General features: G+C 58.9%; 22 protein-coding genes. 10 read left to right on the top strand and 12 right to left on the bottom strand.

What is annotated here, in order from left to right:
• The first annotated feature begins 72 nt into the window (after positions 1-72).
• Both ACYQ0G_RS05900 and ACYQ0G_RS05895 read left to right on the top strand, forming a co-directional pair.
• A complete protein-coding gene (locus tag ACYQ0G_RS05900) occupies positions 73-1,245 on the top strand; it encodes an acetyl-CoA C-acetyltransferase (protein WP_460100465.1) in 1,173 nt (390 codons plus the stop codon).
• A gap of 150 nt (positions 1,246-1,395) precedes the next feature.
• The gene (locus tag ACYQ0G_RS05895; RefSeq protein WP_460100462.1) at positions 1,396-2,181 is read left to right on the top strand and encodes an SDR family NAD(P)-dependent oxidoreductase; all 786 of its coding nucleotides are present in this window, start codon (positions 1,396-1,398) and stop codon (positions 2,179-2,181) included.
• Positions 2,182-2,260: 79 nt separating this feature from the next.
• Here ACYQ0G_RS05895 and ACYQ0G_RS05890 read toward each other — a convergent pair whose 3' ends face one another.
• Together ACYQ0G_RS05890 and ACYQ0G_RS05885 are read right to left on the bottom strand one after the other, a co-directional pair.
• Positions 2,261-2,860, bottom strand: coding sequence for an SDR family oxidoreductase (locus ACYQ0G_RS05890; RefSeq protein WP_460100460.1), 600 nt, complete (start codon positions 2,858-2,860; stop codon positions 2,261-2,263).
• A gap of 28 nt (positions 2,861-2,888) precedes the next feature.
• Entirely contained in the window at positions 2,889-4,268 is a 1,380-nt protein-coding gene (locus ACYQ0G_RS05885; protein ID WP_460100458.1) for an NAD-dependent succinate-semialdehyde dehydrogenase, read from the bottom strand.
• Between the two features lie 272 nt (positions 4,269-4,540).
• Here ACYQ0G_RS05885 and ACYQ0G_RS05880 point away from each other — a divergent pair, with 272 nt between their 5' ends.
• Entirely contained in the window at positions 4,541-5,416 is an 876-nt protein-coding gene (locus tag ACYQ0G_RS05880) for a crotonase/enoyl-CoA hydratase family protein (RefSeq protein WP_460100455.1), read from the top strand.
• Between the two features lie 65 nt (positions 5,417-5,481).
• Entirely contained in the window at positions 5,482-5,952 is a 471-nt protein-coding gene (locus tag ACYQ0G_RS05875; RefSeq protein WP_460100453.1) for a MarR family winged helix-turn-helix transcriptional regulator, read from the top strand.
• 49 nt (positions 5,953-6,001) lie between these two features.
• Here ACYQ0G_RS05875 and ACYQ0G_RS05870 read toward each other — a convergent pair whose 3' ends face one another.
• The 7 genes from ACYQ0G_RS05870 to ACYQ0G_RS05840 all read right to left on the bottom strand — a co-directional run bounded on the left by ACYQ0G_RS05870 (position 6,002) and on the right by ACYQ0G_RS05840 (position 13,410).
• Positions 6,002-6,991, bottom strand: a complete 990-nt coding sequence (locus ACYQ0G_RS05870; protein WP_460100451.1) for a type II secretion system F family protein — start codon at positions 6,989-6,991, stop codon at positions 6,002-6,004.
• Between the two features lie 16 nt (positions 6,992-7,007).
• Positions 7,008-7,979, bottom strand: a complete 972-nt coding sequence (locus ACYQ0G_RS05865) for a type II secretion system F family protein (protein WP_460100674.1) — start codon at positions 7,977-7,979, stop codon at positions 7,008-7,010.
• Positions 7,980-8,053: 74 nt separating this feature from the next.
• Positions 8,054-9,304 carry a CpaE/TadZ family protein gene (locus ACYQ0G_RS05860; RefSeq protein ID WP_460100671.1) on the bottom strand — a complete coding sequence of 417 codons (1,251 nt, stop codon included), beginning with the start codon at positions 9,302-9,304 and terminating at the stop codon, positions 8,054-8,056.
• Between the two features lie 9 nt (positions 9,305-9,313).
• Positions 9,314-9,964 carry a CpaD family pilus assembly protein gene (locus tag ACYQ0G_RS05855; protein ID WP_460100450.1) on the bottom strand — a complete coding sequence of 217 codons (651 nt, stop codon included), beginning with the start codon at positions 9,962-9,964 and terminating at the stop codon, positions 9,314-9,316.
• Positions 9,965-9,977: 13 nt separating this feature from the next.
• Positions 9,978-11,516, bottom strand: a complete 1,539-nt coding sequence (locus tag ACYQ0G_RS05850) for a type II and III secretion system protein family protein (protein WP_460100448.1) — start codon at positions 11,514-11,516, stop codon at positions 9,978-9,980.
• 38 nt (positions 11,517-11,554) lie between these two features.
• Positions 11,555-12,619: a Flp pilus assembly protein CpaB gene (cpaB, locus tag ACYQ0G_RS05845; protein ID WP_460100446.1), complete on the bottom strand. Its 1,065-nt coding sequence runs from the start codon at positions 12,617-12,619 to the stop codon at positions 11,555-11,557.
• An 89-nt stretch (positions 12,620-12,708) separates the two neighbouring features.
• On the bottom strand, positions 12,709-13,410 hold the full coding sequence (locus ACYQ0G_RS05840; RefSeq protein ID WP_460100444.1) for an A24 family peptidase: 702 nt from the start codon (positions 13,408-13,410) through the stop codon (positions 12,709-12,711).
• 91 nt (positions 13,411-13,501) lie between these two features.
• Between ACYQ0G_RS05840 and ACYQ0G_RS05835 the strand changes: the two genes are divergently transcribed.
• Complete coding sequence (locus ACYQ0G_RS05835; RefSeq protein ID WP_460100668.1) at positions 13,502-14,479, top strand: alpha/beta fold hydrolase; 978 nt, start codon at positions 13,502-13,504, stop codon at positions 14,477-14,479.
• A complete protein-coding gene (locus ACYQ0G_RS05830; RefSeq protein ID WP_460100442.1) occupies positions 14,479-15,573 on the top strand; it encodes an NAD(P)/FAD-dependent oxidoreductase in 1,095 nt (364 codons plus the stop codon). Before ACYQ0G_RS05835 ends, ACYQ0G_RS05830 begins: the two co-directional genes overlap by 1 nt.
• Here ACYQ0G_RS05830 and rnhA read toward each other — a convergent pair.
• From rnhA to ispH, 3 genes are read right to left on the bottom strand one after another with little or no spacing between them, the layout of a single operon-like run.
• Positions 15,570-16,019 carry a ribonuclease HI gene (rnhA, locus tag ACYQ0G_RS05825; protein WP_460100439.1) on the bottom strand — a complete coding sequence of 150 codons (450 nt, stop codon included), beginning with the start codon at positions 16,017-16,019 and terminating at the stop codon, positions 15,570-15,572. The genes ACYQ0G_RS05830 and rnhA overlap by 4 nt on opposite strands.
• Positions 16,020-16,046: 27 nt before the next feature.
• Positions 16,047-17,003, bottom strand: a complete 957-nt coding sequence (locus ACYQ0G_RS05820; protein ID WP_460100436.1) for a homoserine kinase — start codon at positions 17,001-17,003, stop codon at positions 16,047-16,049.
• Entirely contained in the window at positions 17,004-17,990 is a 987-nt protein-coding gene (gene ispH / locus ACYQ0G_RS05815) for a 4-hydroxy-3-methylbut-2-enyl diphosphate reductase (protein WP_460100433.1), read from the bottom strand.
• 93 nt (positions 17,991-18,083) lie between these two features.
• On the opposite strand from ispH, the gene ACYQ0G_RS05810 reads away from it, so the two are divergent.
• From ACYQ0G_RS05810 to nagZ, 4 genes are all read left to right on the top strand, one after another.
• A complete protein-coding gene (locus ACYQ0G_RS05810) occupies positions 18,084-18,737 on the top strand; it encodes a hypothetical protein (RefSeq protein ID WP_460100430.1) in 654 nt (217 codons plus the stop codon).
• A gap of 69 nt (positions 18,738-18,806) precedes the next feature.
• The gene (argS, locus tag ACYQ0G_RS05805; protein WP_460100427.1) at positions 18,807-20,546 is read left to right on the top strand and encodes an arginine--tRNA ligase; all 1,740 of its coding nucleotides are present in this window, start codon (positions 18,807-18,809) and stop codon (positions 20,544-20,546) included.
• Positions 20,547-20,550: 4 nt separating this feature from the next.
• Positions 20,551-21,252: an SPOR domain-containing protein gene (locus tag ACYQ0G_RS05800; protein ID WP_460100424.1), complete on the top strand. Its 702-nt coding sequence runs from the start codon at positions 20,551-20,553 to the stop codon at positions 21,250-21,252.
• Between the two features lie 90 nt (positions 21,253-21,342).
• Positions 21,343-22,362, top strand: a complete 1,020-nt coding sequence (nagZ, locus tag ACYQ0G_RS05795; RefSeq protein ID WP_460100421.1) for a beta-N-acetylhexosaminidase — start codon at positions 21,343-21,345, stop codon at positions 22,360-22,362.
• Positions 22,363-22,396 lie beyond the last annotated feature (34 nt).

The following is a 22,396-nucleotide window of genomic DNA, read 5'->3' as shown; positions in this document are numbered from 1 at the left end:
GCGTAATCCTTGATTCTCCAGCCATGGGGTCATAACCAAGTCTCAAATAGAAACGTATCTTTGGAGAGACACATGCCTGAAGCCTATATCGTCGAAGCCGTGCGGACTGCGGGCGGGCGCCGGGGAGGGCGGCTTGCGGGCGTGCATCCCGTGGACCTGGCGGCGCGTTCGCTCGACGCGGTGATGCAGCGGTCGGGGCTCGAGGCGAAGGCGGTTGACGATGTCGTAATGGGCTGCGTCAGCCAGGGCGGCGAACAGGCGATGCAGGTGGGTCGCAATGCCGTCCTTGCGGCGAAGCATCTGGGCGAGGGCGTGCCCGCCGTCACCATCGACCGGCAGTGCGGATCATCGCAGCAGGCCATCCAGTTCGCCGCGCAGGCGGTGATGAGCGGCACGCAGGATGTCGTGATCGCCAGCGGCGTGGAAAGCATGAGCCGCGTTCCCATGGGATCGACTGCCATGCTCCACATGAAAGAGGGGTTGGGGCACTACAAATCGCCCGGGCTGGAAGAGAAATATCCCGGCATCCAGTGGTCCCAGTTCATGGGCGCGGAAATGATCGTGAAGAAGCACGGTTTCACCAAGGATGATCTGGACCGCTTCGCGCTGGACAGTCACCGCAAAGCTGCCGAAGCCACCAAGTCCGGCGCGTTCGAGGCCGAGATCGTGCCGGTGGAGATCGAGACCCCCGAAGGCACCGAAATGCATACGGTGGACGAAGGCATCCGGTTCGATGCGACGATGGAAAGCATTTCGAGCGTCAAGCTGCTGAGCCCCGATGGCACGATCACTGCCGCATCGAGCAGCCAGATCTGCGACGGATCGAGCGCGGTTCTCGTGGTCAGCGAACGGGCGCTGAAGGAATATGGCCTCACCCCCATCGCGCGCATCCACAATCTGACGGTTACCGCAGGCGATCCGGTCATCATGCTGGAAGAACCGCTGTTCGCCACCGATCGCGCGCTTGAACGGGCGGGCATGAAGATTTCGGATATCGACCTTTTCGAAGTGAACGAAGCCTTTGCGCCGGTCCCGCTGGCCTGGCTCAAGCACACGGGCGCCGATCCGGACAAGCTCAACGTCAATGGCGGCGCCATTGCGCTGGGCCACCCGCTCGGCGCGTCGGGGACCAAGCTGATGGCTACGCTGGTTCACGCCCTGAAGGCCCGCGGCAAGAAATACGGCCTGCAGACGATGTGCGAAGGCGGCGGTGTCGCCAATGTCACCATCGTCGAAGCCTTGTAATCAGCGCTGGTCGGGCGCGAGTGGGCAGGGGGCTGGCGGTGCTGAATTTCATCTGCGCGCCCGTTCGGCGCAGACAGGCGCATTGACCTTTTGCCCCCGGCACGCGACCGACCGGGGCACATTCACCAGTTTTCGATCCAGGAGAGAGTTATGGAAGTAAGCAGCAACACACCCGCCATCGTCACCGGCGGCGCATCCGGCCTCGGCGCGGCAACCGCGCGGGCTATCGCGGCCAAGGGTGCCAAGGTCGCCATCTTCGACATGAACGAAGAGAAGGGCAACGCCATGGCCGAAGAACTCGGCGGCGTTTTCTGCAAGGTCAACGTCACCAGCGAGGAAGAGGTCGACGCAGGCTTCGCCAAGGCCCGCGAAGCGCACGGGCAGGAACGTATCCTGGTCAACTGCGCCGGTATCGGCAATGCGATCAAGACCGCCAGCCGCTCCAAGGAAGACGGCAGCATCAAGCATTTCCCGATCAGTGCCTTCGAATTCGTGGTGCAGGTGAACCTCATCGGCACATTCCGCTGCATCGCCAAGTCGGCGGCGGGCATGATGACGCTCGATCCGATCACCGATGACGGCAATCGCGGCGCGATCGTCAACACGGCCTCGGTCGCCGCGGAAGATGGCCAGATTGGTCAGGCAGCCTATTCGGCTTCAAAGGGCGGCGTTGTCGGCATGACCTTGCCGATTGCGCGCGATCTCATGAATGAAGGCATTCGTGTGAACACGATCCTGCCAGGCATCTTCCAAACTCCACTGCTGATGGGGCTGCCTGAAAAGGCGATCGAAGCGCTCAACGCCAGCGTGCCGTTCCCGAAACGCCTCGGCAATCCGGAAGAATATGCCAAGCTTGCCATGACCATGATCGAATGCGGCTATTTCAACGGCGAGGATGTCCGCCTCGATGGTGCGATCCGGATGCCGCCGCGCTAAGTCAGCGTACCGGATAACGAAAAACGCCGCCCGTTCAAGTGCGAACGGGCGGCGTTTTTTCGTTTGGGGGCAGCTTGGCTCAGTAAGCCGTTTCCATCAACTTGATGGCCCCGGTCCATTCGTCCTGCTCCGCCGCATCGGCGAGAAGGACTGCAACGTCGCCGCGGGCTGCCTTGCCCTTGGGATCGACATCGTCGCCAAGGCGGACCGAACCGGTGGGGCCATCGTCCGTCAGCGAAACCGGCCGCAGGATGGCATAATCGAGCTTGCTGCTTTTCAGCCGCTCGTCTGCAGCATGCTTGGCTTCGAGATAATGCGCCAGTTCGCTTTCGGGGTCGGGATCATCCGCCCCCACCGAACTCAGCATGACGAACCGGCGGACATCGCTTTTCTCGGCAATGTCGATCAGCCTGATCGCACCGTCGCGGTCAACCTTGTCGGTCATTTCGGCGCTGGTATCACCGCCCGACCCGGCAGCAAAGATGACGACTTCGCACCCATCGGTGACATCGTCCTGCAGGTCGGTGAGATCGCCCAACCGCTGTTCTGCATTGTCGGGCAGCTTGGCGGTGTCGGATGATTCCCGCACCAGCGCGATCGGTTGGTGGCCGCGCCGAGCCAGTTCTTTGACGAGGCGAGTGCCCGTGTTGCCGGTTGCCCCGGCTACGAGGATTTTCATGATTTCTCTCCAGCGAGATTGATTGGGATCAGGGAAGGAAGATGGCCTTGGCGTTGACGAATTCCTTCATGCCGAAACCGCCGTGTTCGCGGCCGTAACCGCTGTCCTTCACGCCGCCGAAGGGCATGTTTGGATCGGCCGCGCCGAAAGAATTCACCCGGATCATACCGGTGTCGAAATGATCGCGGGCAAGACGGATGGCTTTGTCCTGATCTTTGGTGAAGATGCCGCCGCCAAGGCCATAACGGCTGTCATTGGCGATGCGCATGGCGTCTTCATCGTCCTTTGCCCGGATCACCGAGGCGACCGGGCCGAACAGTTCATCGTCATAGGCCGGTGTGCCCTTCTTGCAGTCGGCAAGAACCGTGGCGGGATAATACCAGCCCTTGGGATCTTCCTCCGGATCGCCGCCGCACAGCAGCGTGCAGCCCCCATCCACGCTCTTCTGGACCTGCTCGACCAGCGTATCGAACTGTTCCTTGCTGGATACCGGGCCCAGCTGCGTATCTTCGTCGGTCGGCGCGCCCAGCTGGGTGCCTTTCATCCGCTCGACGAACGCTTCGATGAATTGGTCATAGACGGCGTCGGTGACCACGAAGCGCTTTGCCGACACGCAGGTTTCGCCATTGTTATAAAGGCGGCCCATGACGCAGGTCTTCACTGCCAGATCGATATCGGCGTCTTCCAGCACCAGATAGGCATCGTTCGAACCCAGTTCCAGCACCGTCTTCTTGAGCGCCTTTGCAGCCTTGCTGCCGATATGGCGCCCGGCATCGTCACTGCCCGTCATGGTCACGGCGCGGACCTTGTCATGTTCGATGATCTGGTCGGATGTGTCGTGATCGACCAGGACGACATCGAACAGACCCTTCGGCAGTCCTGCCTCGAGGCACAGATCGCGCAGCAGCAGGCCGCTTCCGGTGCAAATGCTGGCATGCTTCAGAATGCAGGCATTGCCGGCCATGGCATTGGCCGCCAGCACGCGCACCGGCTGATAAAGGGGAAAGTTCCACGGCTGGATCGAATAGATCACGCCGATCGGGGAATAGGTGACGATGCCCTTCTTCTTCCCGCCTGAATGCTCACGCTCCTCGTCGGCCAGCTCCTCGGGCCCGCGATCGGCGGAGTATTCGAAGATACGCGCGCAGATTTCGACTTCGGTCTTGCCGTCCTTCAGCAGCTTGCCGGTTTCCTTGGTCATCAGCTCGCTGATGCGGTCGGCATTGTCGCGCAGGGTCTTGGCGATCTTGCGCAGAATTTCGCCGCGATCTTCGTGACTGCGCGTGCGCCATTCTTGGAAAGCCTCATGCGCGGCATCGATCTTGGAGAAAGCCTCGTCCTTCGACATCAGGTCGTAGGTTTCGATGTCTTCGCGCGTCGCGGGGTTGTTCGTTGTAATTTGTGCCATTGGCCACCTTGCTTGAATTGAAAAACAGTTCGCCTTTGCAACGGGTGTGGGAGCGATGGCGTTCCAGAGGCGCGGCACGCGTGGTGGCAGCGGGCGCTCGGTCTACCGTGTTTCCTACTTGGCAATGACGCGCTATGCACCGGTCATGGGATCGCGCGGTATTTCGATATCTGGTTTGTCTGGAGGGGGCCTGTGAATCCGGGGCGTTGTTTTTACCCCTGGACCGTGCTCCATGTGCTCCATCCTGTAGGATTACCGGAGAGGGAATCCAAATGAACGACTTCACCCAGATCACGCTCGATATCGACGATGGAATCGCCATCGTGACGCTGGATCGGTCCGAAAGGATGAATGCCTTCACCAGCGTGATGAAGCAGGAATTCATCGACGCGCTGGATGTCACCGATGCCGATGACAGCGTGCGCGCCGTGATCGTGACCGGTTCGGGCGAACGTGCCTTTTGCGCTGGCGCCGATCTCACCCCGGATGGGGAGAAGGGCAATGTCTTCGCGCGCCATGCCCCGGTGGAGGACCTGTCCGACGATCGCGTGCGCGATGGCGGCGGTCAGCTGGTGCTGCGGCTATTCAATTCGAAGAAGCCGGTGATCGGCGCCTGCAATGGTGTGGCAGTCGGCGTGGGGGCCACGATGCAGCTTCCCTTCGATATGCGCCTGTGCAGCGACAATGCGCGGTTCGGTTTCGTGTTCGCGCGGCGCGGCATCACGCCCGAAGCCTGCTCAAGCTGGTTCCTGCCGCGGCTGGTGGGCATGCAGACCGCGCTCGAATGGTGCATGACCGGGCGTATCTTCGATGCTGCCGAAGCCTTGGACAAGGGGCTGGTCCGCTCGGTGCATCCTCAGCAGGATCTGATGGGCGCTGCAATGTCGCTGGCGCGCGAGATCGCGGACAATACCTCGGCAGTTTCGGTCGCGATGACGCGGGCCATGCTGTGGCGTCTGCCTGCGCTCGACCATCCCATGCTGGCGCACCGGATCGACAGCCGCTCGATCTACCGGCTGGGCCGGAGCGAGGACAGCAAGGAAGGTGTCCGCAGCTTTCTGGAGAAGCGGCCGCCCGAATATCCCGATACGGTCAGTGAAAACATGCCCGATTTCTACCCCTGGTGGGAAGAACCGGAATACAAGTAGGCGCGAAAGGAGTGGTTACGGCTGCAACCTTGTAAAAGCGGGGCGCTTCATTAGACCTTGCCGGTATGACAACTCGCAAGCCCGCCCAGCGCCTCGCCGATTTCCTGCCGTACCAATTGTCGGTCGCGTCGAATGCCGTTTCGACCAGGATCGCCGAACAATATCGCAAGCGTTTCGCCCTTAAGACGACCGAGTGGCGGATCATGGCGGTACTCGGCGACAGCGGCCCCACGACCCAGCGCGAGCTTTCGCAGGCCACGCTGATGGACAAGGTGCCGGTCAACCGGGCCTGCAAGACGCTGGAGAGCCGGGGGCTGGCCGTCCGCACCCCGAACGAGAGTGATGGGCGCTCTCACCTGCTTGACCTGACGGCAGAGGGAAGGGCGGTCCACGCCGGCATCATGCCGCTCGCGCTCAAGATAGAGGAAGAGCTCTTCTCGGTATTAAGCGAAGAAGAACGAACGCAAATGCGCGACATGCTCGCCCGCTTGCGCAAAAATGCCGGCGAATTCGACGCAGAAAGCCTCGCCGACTAAATAGTCGACGAGGCTTTCTCTTCTCGTCTCTGGTTCGCAGAGTTCGCGATCAGCTCATGAAGCTGTCGGAGATATCACAAGCTGCAGGGCCGAGGATGACAATGAACAGCACCGGCAGAATAAAGAGGATGAGCGGCACGGTCATGATGGCCGGCAGACGAGCAGCCTTCTCTTCGGCACGCATCATTCGTTCGTTGCGGAATTCAGCCGACAACACACGGAGCGCGGATGCCAGTGGCGTACCGTAACGTTCGGTCTGGACCATGGTCGTTACGACACCTTTGACTGCTTCCAGGTTCACGCGGAACGCCAGATTGTCGAAAGCCTTCTTGCGCTCGTTGAGGAATGACAGTTCGATTGCTGTAAGCGTGAACTCTTCGCCAAGCTCAGGGTAGGCCCGTCCAAGTTCCTTGGCCACTCGGTTAAACGCAGCGTCGACCGTAAGACCTGCCTCGGCGCAGATGACAAGAAGGTCGATCGCATCCGGAAGGCCCTTGCGGATCGCATCCGTTCTTTTGGTCGCAATGTTCGAGAGATAGATCTCCGGTCCCTTATAACCAAGGTAGAGGGCCGCACCCATTGCTGCCACGCGCTTGAATTCCCAGTCGGGATAAATCTCGATGCCGTAAAGCAGGACTGCAGCTACGGTCCCGAGTATGACGGGGAGAATCATGCGCAAGGCGATAAGGACGACAGCGACCTCCTTGTTGCGAAAGCCAGCCCACGCCAGCTTCTGCTGCATATCCTCGACTTGGCTCTGCTGCAGAACCTTCATGTTGCCGAGAGTATCGCGGACCTTGTCAGTCGTGCTAGAATTGCGGACGAGGCTCTGACGTTTCTTCGCGCTGGCTGTTACCAAGCCGAGCTTCAGTTCTTCGCGCCGCCCTTCCAAGGCTTTTACGCGCTTTGCCATCGGATCCTTGATTGTCAGCGCAGTATAGATTGCAAACATTACCGCCATCGCAGCGACGCCGGCGAGAATTGATCCGACCAACACGACATCGAAGCCAAGCAGGGTAGGGCCGGTTGCACTTTCCATGAGTCTTCCTTCCCGCTCAGATTTCGAAGCTGACCATTTTCGCCATGATGAAGGCGCCAATGCTCATCCAGACGAGGCCTCCGAGCCCTGTCACAATCAAGCGATCATCGGTAAAAAAGCCGCCGATATAGGACGGATTGATCGACCAAATCATGGTGAAGACGACGAACGGGAGCGCACCGACGATATAGGCAGAGGCCTTAGATTCCGAACTCATCGCGCGAATTTTCAGTTTCATCTGTGAGCGCTTCCGAAGTACGTCGGCAAGGTTCGAAAGTGTTTCAGCTAGGTTGCCCCCTGTCTCTCGCTGGATCGCCAGGGTGATGCAGAAGAAATTGAACTCCGGAATGTTAAGGCGATTGGCCGTTTCCTGAAGAGACTCTTCCATCGTGCGACCGATTTTTATTCGCTCGACGATACCCTTAAATTCCTGGCCTACCGGCCCCGGGATTTCCTGTGCCACCACGCCCAAAGTTTCAGTCACCGGGAGACCCGAGCGGAGCCCGCGAACTAACAGTTCGATGGCATCTGGAAACTTGGCATTGAATTGTGCGGTGCGTTTCGAAATCGTCATATTGACGGCCAGATGTGGAATACCAGCCCCAAGAAACACGCCGACTCCACCAGCCAAGGCGAGCGATCCTGACTGCAAATAGAGCACGACGGCAGTGATGACCGCCAGGCCGAGCGAAACATAGCCATACTGGCTTAAAGTCCAGTTTTTCCCTGTCCGATCGAGTCGGAGGGCCAAGGCAGCAATGCGGGATTCCGATCCTGCCTGACGGTACTGTGTCGGCTTGCGCGCAGCGATAGCTTTCTTGAGCTGAGATTCAACCTTTGCGTCGGTGCTTTCCGAATGCCGGTAACGGACTTGCTGCAGTCGCCTCTGGCTGGCCTTAGCCACATTCGGTCCGGCAAAGGCGAAGTAAAGCAGGACGAGCAGAACCAGCATTCCGCCACCAATCAGTACGAGCTGGACCATGTTCATCATTCTACTCCGTCAACTGCTCATTCGAACTCCGGATAATGTCGCCATCATAGGTATGGCAGTCATCCGGTGCTTCAGGCGGGGACCTTTTCCTTTTTCGTCATCAGGCCTTTCAGATCAAAGCCCCCGAGCAAAGACTTCTTTCCATCAGAAGCCTCCACATCTTCGCTGTCGGTTTCACCAAGCCCGATAATCTGCGACGCTGCTTGCTTGATGCTGGCAGACATTTTGCTCGAACCACTCGCATCGATAACGGTTTTTCCCAGCTTCGCAGCCGCGCTCGCTGCTTTCTGATCAAGCGGGATAGACACATCGATCTTGCGTTCGATCGAAGCTTCGAAATCGGCCTTGCTGATTTCTGCGGTCCCAGGCTGTACCCTGTTCGCGATAACGAGCGGAGTAACGTGCCCTGCATTGGTCTTGAGCCACGACAGAATGCGAATGGTGTCGCGTGCGGAGGCGAGGGTCATCTCACAAACCACAGCCGCAACGTTCACTTCATTGAGAACATGAGGAAAATTGATCAGCATGTTGCGCGGCAGATCGATGAGGGTCATCTCGAAAGCATGACGGAATTCTTCCTGCAACTGGAGGAAAGCCGCACCGTCGGTCATGAGCGGTGAGTTGATCGGGGCCTCGGCTGACAGGATCGCCAAATTATCATTCGCGCGTATCATGGCGCGCTCGATAAAGAGGCCGTCGATACGACTGGGATTGTCGATCGCATCGGTAAGGCCGCGGCCCGGCTCCAGATCGAGTGTCAGTGCGCCGGTCCCAAAGTGCACGTCGAGATCAAGCAGAGCGGTCGGCATCCGCTTGTCGGCACTGTAGTGCCAGGCAAGGGATGTCGCGAGCGTGGAAGCGCCGACGCCCCCGCGGGTGCCGATTATCGCAGCAGAGATATGGTTCTTGACCTGCTCGCCTTCTCCTCCGCGAGGGGCTGCGAAAACCGCCTGCGCATTGTTTAGCGAATCACGTAAGACAGCTGCGGACAAGGGCTTGAGCAGGTAGTCGTGGATGCCGCTCGAGATCAGATCTCGATAAAGACGTACGTCGTTGACTTGGCCGATGGCGATAACCACTGTTCCGGGTTCGCAGACTTCTGCCAAAGCATTGATGTCGTTGAGCGGATCGCCACTTTCGGAAAGGTCCACCATCAGGATGTTCGGACTTGCCGACACTGATAGCGACTGGACGGCATTTCGCAGGCCGCCCTTGTTGCACTTTTCCGGTTGCCAGCCGAGTTCGATCACGACCGGGCGTAGCACGTCCAAGGCAGTTTCGTCGCAGATATATGCAGCGAAAGGATCGCGATTTGCAGGCATGTTCATGGCTTACTGGCCTCCTCCGGTACTAACTGCAGACAGTCCACCGGCTCCCGTCGGATCCTTGTCGCGATAGGTTTTGATGGCTTTCGTAGATGTTGTGACCACCGTCTCACCGGTACCTTCCTGGCCCTTGATGAGGTCCTCCGGATTGGCGATCATGGCGGCGAGATTACTGTTGGTTGCGCAGCCGTAATTCGGATTGGTAGAGTTACTCGGATTCCATTCCGCTGTGTGGGACCAATCCGGGCACCCTGGCACGGACGCCGAAGTGCGTGTAATGACGACCCTTGCCCGTCCCGGGGTAACCGTTCCTGTGGTTAAGGGTGCTCCCTCATCAACCATCATGCCATGGCGCCCGGCGATGGTGGCAACATCGTCTCTCACGGCCAAGCTTTGGACAGGGTCATCGATTGCAATGCGATCGCCGTAGCGCAGATCCATACTTTCGAACCAGTCAGCTAGCCGCTGCTGCTCACCAATAGCGAGGCCTTCACCGCTCGTGTTTAAGTCGAGCGTATAGTTAGAGCGTTCGACGACTGGCTGGCTAACGCTATACAGCGTGCGGTTCTCCATGTTCATCGTACCGCAGCCTCCGACGGTAAGAGCGAGACACGCCGCGATCGAGGCTACATATTTGCGATTCGTGAAGTAGTGCATCTTGCTCTCCCCCTTATTCGAAGCTGAAGCCAGGCTTGGCCGGAGCAGTCCTTGGATTACGTTGCGTTTCTACGGCGAGAGCGTCTCGCGTCTGACCACGAGCATCCGAAATTTCCGGACCCGCTTCACGCGTAGTCGCTTGGGGTGCCGGACGTTCGCCACTGGAAACGCCGTCCGCTTCGCGAAACTCGATTAGCCTCTGCAACTCCGTCGGCTTCAAGTAACCATCCGTCGGAAGACTGACTTCATTCGCATCGACCGGTTTGACTAGGTATGGGGTGACAACGATTACGAGCTCGGTCTCTCCCTTCCGATAAGTCGTCGATCGGAAAAGATTTCCCAAGATTGGTATGTCACCCAGGCCTGGTGCTTTCTCGATGGCGTTCTGCGAATTGTTCGACAAAAGCCCTGCAATGACAAAGCTTTGTCCCGACCCCAACTCCACTGTGGTTTCCGCCCGACGCGTCACGAGCGCAGGGATTTGGAATCCACCCACCTGGATTGCGTTCTGGCTCGAGATTTCAGAAACCTCTGGACGTACCCGCATGGAAATCCGTCCATTGGCGAGAACCGTCGGCGTGTATGAAAGGCTAACGCCGTATGGTTTGAAGCTAATACTTGTAGAACCGAGACCACCACTCGCCGGAACCGGGAACTCGCCGCCGGCCAAAAACTCCGCAGTTTCTCCGGAAAGGGCCGTAAGGTTAGGCTCGGACAAGGTGGTCACGAGACCTTGGTTTTCTGCTAGATCGAGTGCCGAAAGGACATCGAGGCCCAAGAGGTGACCAGCAAATCCGAGAGTGCTTCCCTGCCCAGTCGTGGGGATATCACTTCCGCCTGGCGTTGCTTGATTGAAACCTACGCCAAGGCCAGCGGGGCCATCTGGCGTAAAGATTGGGACCCCATTGGGAAACCCTTGGCCAATACCAAATCTGAACCCACTAGTCGCATCGACCGTGGCGAGATTGACGCCTATTGACCGAACTACGTTGCGGCTCACCTCGGCCACTTTTACGCGAAGATTAACCTGAAGAGGTGTGGCCATCCGGAGTCGGCTGATGACGTTGAAATCGGTGCCGACGTATGCTTCCACCAATGCCTGCGCATCAGCGGCATCTTCTGGCGCCCCGACCGTTCCAGTCAACAGGATGGTATTTGTGCCCATCGTTGCGACGTTCACTTTGGCTTCGGGCATGGCGAGGTTCAGCATCTGATCAATGCTCGAAATGTTCGACCCGACGCGCACATTGGCGGACCAGATGATTTGCCCTGTAGCATTGCTCGCATACACCGTTGTCTCGCCGCCCGCCTTGCCGAAGAGATACAACTGGCGTTGCGATTTGATCTGTACGTCTGCAACTCCATCGTCAGCGATGAAAACATCCGACATCGAGCCGGGAATGTTGATGAGCTCGCCGCGACCGATAGAAAGAACAATATCCTGGTTTGGACGGATTACGGACTGTGCGGACGCAGTGGTCGCCGGAGCAGCGGCTAGCGGAGCAAGCGCGATGCTGGCAAACAGCAATTTGGTGGTGAGACGACGTTTCATGTACATGCCCCTAGAGTGACTAACTGTCAGCTTCGTTTTTAACGGATGGTGCTCAAGGCGGACGGCACAGTCTGCCCGGCGTTGGTCATTCCGCCGCTGACCGCATTCGTAAGCCGGCCGGCGCCAATGCTGACATCCTCGCTTTTTTTACCGCGCGTTACTGTGACCATAGGACCACGACGAACCGGAGCGGCGTAGCTCTCACCACCGCCAGCTGGGGCGCGACCCTGTGCAGGCATCGAACTTCTCTGGAAGCGAGACACATCACCGCCGGTAACAAAAGTGCTTTTGCCGTCATCGGGGCGACTTGAAACCTCGCGTAACAGTTGCTCCTCTTCAGCGGGCGAGGTCCCTTCAGGGATTACAAGTTCGCCAGACGCAATGGCCCGCTCGAGTTCGCTGTGGCTGTCGGCTAAAGGACGAAGAGCAAGGCTCAATGAACCAAGGGTCTGCGCCACGGCTACCTTCTCAGCAATTTGGGGTGTAACTTCCAGCGTAACGGTACGATAGGATTTCACACGGGTTTGGCCCTCCACGGTTTCTTGGCTGGTCGATTGATCGGTTGCCAAGATGCGGAGATTACGCAGGATTGTTTCTGAAACCTTGAGTGCTCCGCCTTCACCCGAAACTGACTGCGTCAGAACCATATCGACGCGGTCTCCAGGGAAGACGAAGCCGGCTACGGCTGCTTTTACATCAACAGGCACAGTAATGGCGCGCATGCCGGGAGTAAGTGCGGCGGCGAGAAATCCGCGATCGCCAGGGCTGACAAGCGAACCTTGGGTGACTGGTTCGCCCGCGGTAACTGGGTGACGTACCACTGTCCCGATGAGTTGGGTTACGTCTGCTTCGCCGTCGAGGAAGTAGGCATCCTGCACAAGCTCCTTCGGCCACAGCTGATAACCGATCGCGTCTGCCGTGATGATCGTGCCGATCGGCAGAGCTCGCTGTGCTACGAGCACCTTGGGGCCTTGCGATTCTACAACGGCAGCGGCCTCGGCTTTAGGAGCAGCCGCGCCTGCAAATATGCTGCGGGCAATGAGAGCAGTACCGACCGCAACGATCAGTGCGCTTACCAGCAGAACCAGTTTCTTCCTATCCATGGCTTGTCAGCCCTCTCATTTGGCCCGTGAGATTCGAAAGCGGGCGGGTATGGTTTTCTGCGTACGAGGTGATTGGTTAAAATCGCGTTTCAGCTCGCCAGAATGGGCGTTATTTCGGGGCGAAGTGCTGCAGCCACGACCCAAAGCCCGGCCATCGAGATCGCGAGACCGTAGGGAATGCGCGGCTGATGCTTGTGCCGCCGAATGATACGGATTGATGCGAGGGTAACGATGGCGAGTATCGCGATCGGCACCAGAGCCAAGGCGACACTCCCGCCAACTGATTCGCTTAGCGCCAGCGGCAACGAAAGCTTAGGGCCGCCCAGTATGGAGCTGGCGAAAAGGGCAGCTATCAGCGTGCATCCGATCAGGATTGCCGTGTCACGGACGGGCCTTGCTCCTACTATGTTAGAGCGGGACACGCCCCATATCCCCATAACCAGGGTCAGCACCCAGCCAACCATGGCCATTATCAATACCAAGCTCACGAACTGTGTAGGCGGAAACCAGAGCGCTAGCACCGTAAGAAGCTTGAGGTCGCCGCCACCCATCTGTCCAATGGCAAAGAAGAGGGCACAGATAGCAAAGGTGATTGCAGCCAATCCGAGTTGGAGGGCGGCACCGGGCCACAGTTCCAAACCTGTTGCCCACCAAAAGAACGGCGCCCCTGCAGCGATAGCGATATTCAGTTTGTTGCTGATGATCCTGCTTTTCAGATCGGTGAAAGCAGCCACTATCAGCGCCATTGCCAAGGCGCCGAGCAACACATAGGTGAAAATCACATGGTCCATTGCACCGTCCCGAACTTTTCTCGAACGGTATGCCTACAGAAACATGCTTACCAAAAAGTAACCATGTGGAACGCGCTAAACGGAGGTTTCAATTCCTGCCTCGCTTACTTCACAAGGCGACGAACCGATCGATCGCCGCAAGATCCCGGGCCACGCAATAGAAAGTGTTTGGCTTGGCGAGGACGGTCATGAAATTCGCCGGATAGACTGGCCAGGTGGGGGAAGCGGGGAGCGGGGCTCGATCCTTTTTCTTCCCGGGCGAGCGGACTTTTATGAAAAGTATCTCGAAAGCCTCGAGGAATGGCATCGGGCCGGATGGAAAGTTACCGCCGCAGATTGGCGTGGACAGGGCGGCTCTGGTCGGCTGGGGGACGACGAGGTAACCGGCCACATAAAGGATTTCGGTGATTGGGTGGCCGATCTTGCTCATTTTTGGAAGCAGTGGAAGAAAGATACCTCCGGTCCCCATGTGCTGATCGCCCATTCAATGGGAGGGCACATCGTAACTCGCGCACTCATCGAAGAGGCCGTCGATCCGGATGCCGTGATTCTTTCGGCTCCCATGCTGCAAATGACCGGACCGCCGCTGCCGCTTTCGATTTTGCATGCGATTTCGCGCGTAATGGCCCGCATTGGCTCCCCTAAACGACCTGCCTGGAAATGGAGCGAGAAACCCGGCGAGATGCCAGCAAGAAGGCGTGATCTTCTGACGCATGACGATGCGCGTTATGAGGACGAATTATACTGGCGCGAGCACCGGCCTTATTTGACGATGGGACCGGGAAGCTGGGGATGGGTAGAGAGAGCTTACGCCTCAACCAGTACACTGCAAGCAGCCGGGGCATTGGAGAAAGTACATGTTCCAATACTGATCGTTTCCACTTCTAATGATAAACTAGTGAAACATGAGGCAGCGGTTCGAGCCGCCGAGCGTTTGCCGCACGGAAAGTTGGCTTCATTCGGAGAGGAAGCGCATCATGAAATCCTGCGCGAAGTTCCTGCCGTCAGAGGTCGGGCTATGGACGTGATCTCGGAATTCCTCGACCGGTTGGCGCCCCGTCAAAAGTGATGATCTACGATTTTGCCATCGTGGGTGCCGGAATTGCCGGCGCTAGTCTTGCCGCTGAACTTGGCGAGCGAAGAGTTAGCGTTCTCCTTCTAGAAGGCGAGGATCAGCCGGGCTATCATGCGACTGGTCGATCCGCGGCATTCTGGGACGAATGCTATGGTGGGCCGGATATTGTCCCGCTTACCTTGGCATCGGGCAATTATCTGCAGGAAAACGGTTTTCTCACGCGGCGCGGCGCTCTCTATATCGGGCGGGATGCCGATGAGGCTAAGCTCGCCCGTTTCATGGATCGCTTCTCCGGTACCGGGGCCGGGATCGAGAGAGTGGGGGAACCGATACTGAAGGCGCATATCGCAAGCCTTCGCAGCGAGTGGACGCACGGTATTTGGGAACCGGCGTGCGCAGATATAAACGTGGCCAGCCTGCACGCGCACTTCCTTGCTCTGTCGCGAGCAACGGCTGTGGATTTGAAATGTCGCGCAGCATTACAGGCTGCATCGCGTGCCGAGGGCGTATGGACTTTGGATTGCGGGAAAGCAGGCAGCTTTAGGGCTTCGGTGCTCGTCAATGCAGCAGGGGCTTGGGCGGATGGGGTTGCGGTCGCGGCGGGGGCCAGGCCTATCAGCATCCAGCCTCTGCTTCGTACGGTCGTCCAGCTTCGTACCGAACCGGCGCCCGCATCGGATCAGCCTCTGGTGCTCGACATATCGGGCCAATTCTATTTCAAGCCGGACGGTGGCCGTCTTTGGGTTAGCCCCCATGATGAAGAGCCCAGCAAACCATGCGACGCCGCACCGGAAGAGCTGGCTGTCGCTACTGCAATTCACCGTTTGGAGCAGGTCGTCGATTTGCGGATTGAAGCTGTAGAGAAACGCTGGGCAGGGCTGCGCAGTTTCGCTCCTGACCGTTTGCCGGTCTATGGGTTCGATCCATTTGTGGAAGGCTTTGCCTGGTTCGCAGGGCAGGGCGGTTTTGGTATCCAGACTTCGCCGGCTGCGGCCAGGCTTGCCGCACAGCTGCTCCTTGGTGAACCGCGCGATCAGATGACAGCCGGGCTGGACGCATCAAAGTACGATCCATCCCGCTTCCTCTAGGTGCGGTGGCGCATGCCAATTTCGTCGGCTGCGTCACTGGCTAGCTGATCGACGCGTTCGTTTTCGGGGTGGCCCGAGTGACCTTTCACCCATTTCCAGTCGATCTCGTGCTTACTGCGCAGATCGTCTAGTTTGCGCCATAAGTCTTCATTGACGACAGGCTTCTTCGCAGCATTCTTCCAGCCCTTCTTCTTCCAACCGTGGATCCATTTGGTGATGCCATCGATGAGATAGGTGCTGTCGGTGTGGAGAGTGATCTGGCACGGCTCCTTCAGCGCTTCCAGGGCCCTGATCGCAGCCGTCATTTCCATGCGGTTGTTGGTAGTTTGCGGTTCGGCGCCCGATAGTTCCTTTTCATGCTCTCCCATGCGCAGCAGGGCGCCCCAGCCGCCGGGTCCTGGGTTGCCCTTGCAGGCACCATCAGTGAAAATTTCAATCCGTTTCATCGCGGATGCCTTAACGCGCGATCGCGATCAGGCAAACGCAGCCTGGCCTTTTTCAGCGTAGAAATCCCACCGCCGAAGGAAATCGAGAGGATCCTTGCGCAGCACCTGCGCATCGGCAGGTGTTTCGATCCAATCTTCAGCTCTGCTTGCGACAAAGCGCAGGCAAGCGCCCTGGGCGAGAATGGGAAGAGCTTCGCGCTCGGCGTCGGTCAACGGACGGATGGCTTCGTAACCGGACAGAAGTGCGTTGCCGACGGCCCGATCGAAGTTCATGCCGTCCGTATCGAAGCACCAGGCAGCATGCGTAACGGCGAGATCGTAAGCCATCATATCATAGGCTGCGAAATAGAAGTCGATCATACCCGAGACCTTTCCGTCCAGCAGCAGGACGTTGTCGGGAAAAAGATCGGAATGGATGATGGAGCACGGCAGAGAACGAGGCCATCGTGCGACAACGTCGTCGGCGCGAGCGGCAACTCTGGTTAGCTGTCCATCGATGCCCGCAAGCACAGCAGGATCGCAAGCGCGCAATATTGCTGCCGTGTCCTTCGGGGCGAGGTCGTTCTCTCGCTTCTCACCGAAGGTCAGTCCTGCGATGTGTACTCTCGCCAATGCGGCCCCCACCGCTTCAGCTTGATCGGGGGTAGGGCGAGTGGGAGAAACGCCCGGAAGAAATTCGATGAGAGCAACGGCTTTCCCATCGATTTCCCGGTATGCAGCGCCATTGCGATCATGGATGGTCGCTGGCACCGCACAGCCCGATTGCGCCAGATGATCCAGCAGTCCCAAGAAGAAAGGCAGCTGCGACACATCTATGCGCCGCTCATACATCGTCAGAATGTACCGTCCGCGCGTGGTCTCGATCAGCCAGTTGGAATTGGAAACTCCCTCGGCAATTCCTTTGGCAGAGACCAGGTCGCCAACGTTGTATTCCGCTATCAGGCGAGCAAAGTCTTCCGCCCCGAGGTGAGTGTAGACAGCCACCTATTCGGTAAGTTGGCGTGGCAGTTTGAACACCATGTTTTCCTCGGCGGCGGCGACCGGCTCTTCTTCGACTACGCGCCATTCAGAGAGACGATCCACTACTTCGCGCACGAGTGTTTCCGGGGCGGAAGCCCCCGCAGTCAGCCCCATAGTGCCGATGCCATCAAGCCAATCAGCCTGAATTTCATCAGCGCGTTCGATGAGGCGCGCGTCGGTTCCAAGCCGCTCAGCCACTTCGACGAGCCTTACAGAATTCGAGGAGTTCGGCGCTCCGATTACCAGCACAAGATCACAAGCAGGTGCAATAATCTTGACCGCTGCCTGGCGGTTGCTGGTAGCGTAGCAAATGTCTTCCGCCTTGGGCGCGACGATCTGCGGGAAGCGCGCTTCCAGTGCTTCGGTAATTTCGCGCGTATCGTCTACCGAGAGCGTTGTCTGCGTTAGGTACGACAGATCATCGTCCTGCGTGAACGGCAGCTTCGCAACGTCGTCCAAGGTTTCGACCAATGAAATCTGGCCTTCAGGCACTTGTCCCATCGTCCCGACCACTTCCGGATGCCCGGCGTGACCGATGAAAAGGATGTGCTGGCCCTTTTCGATCTGGCGCTCGGCCTGCCTGTGAACCTTGCTGACCAACGGGCAGGTCGCGTCGACATAAAGGAGCTTGCGCCGGTCCGCTTCGGCAGGAACGGATTTGGGCACGCCGTGCGCGGAAAATACGACCGGCACGTCGTCGGGCACCTCGCTCAGCTCTTCGACGAAAATTGCGCCCTTCGCCTTTAATGAGTCGACTACGTAGCGATTGTGCACGATCTCATGGCGGACATAGACGGGCGCGCCATATTTCTCGAGCGCGCGCTCCACGATCTCGATCGCCCTGTCGACGCCGGCGCAGAACCCGCGAGGTGCGGCGATAAGCAATTTGAGAGGCAAGCGTTGATCGTTCGCCCGACCATCGTCATTCGGGGATTGAAAGGGAGCGTTCATATGAGCCCCCCTAGCGCTTTGCATCGCGTCAAGCTAGGGGACGCGAGCCGTGCCGCAGGGTACGCATACGAACACATGAGGAATGCCGCCAACATGATCACCCGTACTCGCCTCCTGACTGCCCTGGGACTTGGCCTTGTATTGGCAGGTTGCAAAACCTCTGGTGAACTGGTGGTTGATGGTGGTGGCGCAGGGATAACCGCGGTCCGTACGACTTGCCCGGCCGTTGGCATCCCCGATTACACTGGCGACATCACGCTATTTCGCAGCCCGACTTCCCGTACGCTGGCAGATCTCGATGTCACTGCCTCGATGACGGACCTTAGCTCGACCTGCAACGAGACGGGCGAACGAGTATATACCGAAGCGACTTTCAATGTGGTCGCGCGGCGCAGCGATACCAGCGGGGCACGCTCGGTAGAGATACCGTATTTCTCCTCCGTTCTGCGCGGCGGAAGCGCGGTCATCTCGAAACAGGTCGGAACGGTAACTGTCAATTTTGCTGATGGTGAGGAGCGCGCAATGGCAAGCGGCAAGGCTGGCGCATACGTCAATCGTGCCGATGCGACCCTTCCCGAAGATATCCGCGAGAAGATCACGCGCAAGCGCGAGGCTGGCGATCCGGACGCTGCCGTCGACCCGCTGGCTGACCCAGAAGTACGCGCAGCGGTCCAGCGCGCGACTTTCGAACTGCTCGTGGGCTTCCAGCTGACACAGGACGAATTGCGTTATAACGCAACCCGCTAGGGTCTCTCGGCCTGCCAGCCGAACGCTTAGCATCTTGCCATTTTGCGTCGTTCGTCTAGGCGCGCTGCTATGTCCGACATCCAGACTTTGCACGCCGGTTTTACGGCGCGAATTGACGCCGTTCTCAACGCCCTCGAGATGGAAGGCCACCTTCCCGCGGAAACAAACCGTTCGGGCGTGACGGTAGAACCGCCGCGCGATCCCTCGCATGGCGATCTCGCCACGAATGCCGCAATGGTACTCGCCAAGCAGGCGAAGACCAATCCGCGTGCTCTGGCGGAAATGATCATCGCTCACCTGAACCGCGATCCCGACATTATTGAAGCGGCCATTGCGGGCCCCGGGTTTATCAACCTTCGCCTTTCAGACACTGCGTGGCTGCGCGAACTGGAGGCGATCGCCTCGCTTGGCGATGGATACGGCCGGTCTCAAATCGGCGGCGGACAGGTCGTAAATATCGAATATGTCTCCGCCAATCCAACCGGGCCCATGCATATGGGGCATTGCCGCGGCGCTGTAGTTGGCGACGCGCTGGCCGGTCTGATGGAGTTTTCCGGCCACAAGGTCATTCGCGAATATTACGTCAACGATGCTGGCGGACAGGTGGACGTTCTCGCGCGGTCTGCGCATTTCCGCTATCTCGAAGCGCTTGGCGAAGACATCGGCGCCATTCCGGAGGGGCTTTATCCGGGAGACTATCTGAAGCCGGTTGGGGAGCGCCTCGCACAGGAGTTCGGTGACGCATACAAGGGTGCGCCGGAAAGCGATTGGCTGGACCTGTTCCGTGAGCGTTCGGTTGCCGCAATGATGGACATGATCCGCGAGGATCTCTCGCTTCTTGGCATCCATCACGATCTGTTTTCATCGGAAGCGACGCTTCAGGCCGCGGGTAAGCCCGAAGAGGCGGAGGCCTGGCTTCGCGAACACGGCTTCGTCTATGACGGTGTGCTCGAGGCCCCGAAAGGAAAGGCGCCGCCCGAAGACTGGGAGCCGGTTGAGCTTCCGCTCTTCCGGTCGACCGAGTTCGGCGATGATCAGGACCGCCCGATCAAGAAGTCGAACGGGGCGTGGACCTATTTCGGTGCAGATCTGGCGTATCACTTCCAAAAGGCGGAAACGGCGGACGCGCTGATCGACATCTGGGGCGCCGACCATGCCGGTACGGTGAAGCGGATCAAGGCAGCAGTCGCCGCGCTTACCAAGGGCGCCGGGCGCGATGTGCCTTTCGATGTGAAACTGGTGCAGATGGTCAATCTGGTCCGCAATGGCGAACCGGTTAAGATGTCCAAACGTTCGGGCACTTTCGTAACGCTCGCGGACGTGGTCAACGAAGTGGGCAAGGACGTGGTGCGTTTCACCATGCTGACCAGAAAGCCCGAAGCCCAGATGGAATTCGATTTCGCAAGGGTTGTCGAAGCGTCGAAGGACAATCCGGTCTTCTACCTCCAATATGCCCACGCGCGCATACGCTCTACGCTGCGCAAGGCGGGCGTGGAGCCGAGTGACGCGAACCTCGATCGACTTGGGGCGGACGAGATTGCTCTGGTTCGCGAAGCTGCGCAATTCCCGCGCGTGGTAGAGGCGGCTGCAAAGGCTCGCGAGCCGCATCGCATTGCCTTCTTCCTCGGCGACCTTGCAGCGGCCTTCCACAGCTTCTGGAATGCGGGTAATGATGATCCTGCGAAAAGGATCATTCAGGAGAGTGATGCCGAGCTGACCGCAGCGCGCCTCTTCGTGGCGGCGCAAGTCGGGCAGGTGATCCGCAATGGTCTCGGCATATTAGGTGTCGAGGCAGTCGAGGAGATGTAAGGCAATGGCGAGAGCGCCCTACGAGCACGGGGAAGATTGGGGCGGCACCGATCTTGAACTGATCGAAAGCGACGAGCGTCTCCCGTGGCTGGAATCGGAGGACGAGGACGAGCGAGAAGCTGGCTTTGCCACTTCGCGGCTCGTCATGATTGGCGCGTTCTCGCTGTTGTTCGTAGCTGTTCTCGTCGGAGCTGCATGGTTCGCCTTGGGTGCAACCAGCGATGAACCGCCTGCGGATGGCAGTGTGGTCGAGGCGCCGACAGAGCCATATAAAACCCGGCCCGAAAATCCCGGTGGCAAGGAATACGCTGGTACCGGTGACACCAGCTTCGCCGTGGGAGAAGGAAAGCGGCGCGAAAGCAAGTTGGCCGACAAGTCAACGGCGGAAGCACCCGTGAAGCCGGCAGCCGAGCCAGCATCACCGTCTCTTTCTACGACCATGAATGAAGGCCCCCGTAGCCCGGAACCTGCTGCGGGAACGAGTGTGCAGGTTGGTGCTTATCCCAAGCGCGGCGATGCCGAAGAGGCTTGGGGACGCCTCCTGCGGCAAACCGAAGTGTTGAACGGCGTACGGCACCGTGTGGTCGAAGCGCAGGTCGACATTGGGACTGTCTATCGCCTCCAGGCCTTGACCGGTGGCAAATCAGAAGCGCGGTCGCTTTGTGATCGCCTTCAGAACGATGGATTGGCCTGCTTCGTAAAATAGCCAGAACCGAAAAGACTTTCGCCCCGATTTCCACACCTGCTGACTCATGCTTCCTTGGCACGAGCGCAGAAAGATCGCAGTTTTGCTGACATGACACCTGCCATTTTCGGTATCTCAGGCCCGGACCTTTCGCCGGACGAGCGCGCATTCTTCCGCGAGGCAGATCCGGCTGGTTATATTCTGTTCGGCCGAAATTGCATCGACCGCCAGCAGATGCGGAGACTGACCGACGATCTACGCGCCATTCACGGGCGGGAGCGGTTGATTATATCGATCGATCAGGAAGGCGGACGTGTGGCGCGGATGAAGCCGCCCGAGTGGCCGAAATATCCCGCCGGGGAAGCGTTCGCCAAGCTGTACGAGATTGCGCCAGCCTCTGCGATCGAAGCGGCTCGCGTAAATGCGGAAGCGATGGCGCGGGAGCTCGCGCTGGTAGGCGTGACGGTGGACTTCCACGCTCCCTTCGATGTCCGGCGACCCGAAACCGACGATGTCATAGGTGACCGCGCTCTCGGCAGCGAGCCGGTGCAGGTGGCGGCGCTGGGCCGCGCGGTACTCGAGGGCATGACAAGGGGCGGCGTCGTAGGCTGTCTCAAACACATGCCCGGGCATGGACGGGCGACATCGGACAGCCACAAGGAGCTGCCCGTAGTAACGGCCAGCGATGAAGAGCTCGAAAAGGATATCGAACCCTTCCAGGCCCTGGCGCATCACCAGCTCGGCATGAGCGCCCACATCGTCTTCACTGCGTGGGACAAGGATAATCCGGCGACATTATCAGACCGGGTGATCGAAGAGATCATCCGCGGCAGGATCGGTTTCGACGGGCTCTTGCTAACCGACGACATCGACATGCAAGCGCTGAAGGGCAGCATACCCGACCGCGGGGCCGCTGCACTGGCCGCCGGCTGTGACATCATCCTCAATTGCTGGGCGAACATGGCCGAGCAGCGGCAGATTGCCGAGCGGTTTCCCGACATGTCGGACACCAGTACGCGCCGCCTAGACTGCGTTCACAACGCCATGGGTGAGCAGCCGGACGCAATCGATATGGGTGACCTTCTTGCAAAACGCGATGATCTTCTGGCTCTGACGGAACAGTTGGCATGAGCAACGGCCTTCCGTTCGCCGAGCTTGAACAAGC

The organism is Qipengyuania triglochinis (assembly GCF_054655615.1).
The sequence above is the reverse complement of the archived record's forward strand: the minus strand, read 5'-3'. Positions and strand labels throughout refer to the sequence as shown.

Excerpts from the sequence above, each read along its gene's own strand:
- ACYQ0G_RS05890 (WP_460100460.1), bottom strand. The coding sequence starts at position 2,860 with ATGAAAATCCTCGTAGCCGGGGCAACCGGCAACACGGGCACTCGCCTC.
- ACYQ0G_RS05900 (WP_460100465.1), top strand. The coding sequence starts at position 73 with ATGCCTGAAGCCTATATCGTCGAAGCCGTGCGGACTGCGGGCGGGCGC.
- ACYQ0G_RS05850 (WP_460100448.1), bottom strand. The coding sequence starts at position 11,516 with ATGAAACGTCGTCTCACCACCAAATTGCTGTTTGCCAGCATCGCGCTT.
- nagZ (WP_460100421.1), top strand. The coding sequence starts at position 21,343 with ATGACACCTGCCATTTTCGGTATCTCAGGCCCGGACCTTTCGCCGGAC.
- ACYQ0G_RS05830 (WP_460100442.1), top strand. The coding sequence starts at position 14,479 with ATGATCTACGATTTTGCCATCGTGGGTGCCGGAATTGCCGGCGCTAGT.
- cpaB (WP_460100446.1), bottom strand. The coding sequence starts at position 12,619 with ATGGATAGGAAGAAACTGGTTCTGCTGGTAAGCGCACTGATCGTTGCG.
- ACYQ0G_RS05840 (WP_460100444.1), bottom strand. The coding sequence starts at position 13,410 with ATGGACCATGTGATTTTCACCTATGTGTTGCTCGGCGCCTTGGCAATG.
- ACYQ0G_RS05860 (WP_460100671.1), bottom strand. The coding sequence starts at position 9,304 with ATGCCTGCAAATCGCGATCCTTTCGCTGCATATATCTGCGACGAAACT.
- rnhA (WP_460100439.1), bottom strand. The coding sequence starts at position 16,019 with ATGAAACGGATTGAAATTTTCACTGATGGTGCCTGCAAGGGCAACCCA.
- ACYQ0G_RS05885 (WP_460100458.1), bottom strand. The coding sequence starts at position 4,268 with ATGGCACAAATTACAACGAACAACCCCGCGACGCGCGAAGACATCGAA.
- ACYQ0G_RS05865 (WP_460100674.1), bottom strand. The coding sequence starts at position 7,979 with ATGAACATGGTCCAGCTCGTACTGATTGGTGGCGGAATGCTGGTTCTG.
- ACYQ0G_RS05895 (WP_460100462.1), top strand. The coding sequence starts at position 1,396 with ATGGAAGTAAGCAGCAACACACCCGCCATCGTCACCGGCGGCGCATCC.
- ACYQ0G_RS05800 (WP_460100424.1), top strand. The coding sequence starts at position 20,551 with ATGGCGAGAGCGCCCTACGAGCACGGGGAAGATTGGGGCGGCACCGAT.
- ispH (WP_460100433.1), bottom strand. The coding sequence starts at position 17,990 with ATGAACGCTCCCTTTCAATCCCCGAATGACGATGGTCGGGCGAACGAT.
- ACYQ0G_RS05810 (WP_460100430.1), top strand. The coding sequence starts at position 18,084 with ATGATCACCCGTACTCGCCTCCTGACTGCCCTGGGACTTGGCCTTGTA.
- ACYQ0G_RS05875 (WP_460100453.1), top strand. The coding sequence starts at position 5,482 with ATGACAACTCGCAAGCCCGCCCAGCGCCTCGCCGATTTCCTGCCGTAC.
- ACYQ0G_RS05855 (WP_460100450.1), bottom strand. The coding sequence starts at position 9,964 with ATGCACTACTTCACGAATCGCAAATATGTAGCCTCGATCGCGGCGTGT.
- argS (WP_460100427.1), top strand. The coding sequence starts at position 18,807 with ATGTCCGACATCCAGACTTTGCACGCCGGTTTTACGGCGCGAATTGAC.
- ACYQ0G_RS05880 (WP_460100455.1), top strand. The coding sequence starts at position 4,541 with ATGAACGACTTCACCCAGATCACGCTCGATATCGACGATGGAATCGCC.
- ACYQ0G_RS05870 (WP_460100451.1), bottom strand. The coding sequence starts at position 6,991 with ATGGAAAGTGCAACCGGCCCTACCCTGCTTGGCTTCGATGTCGTGTTG.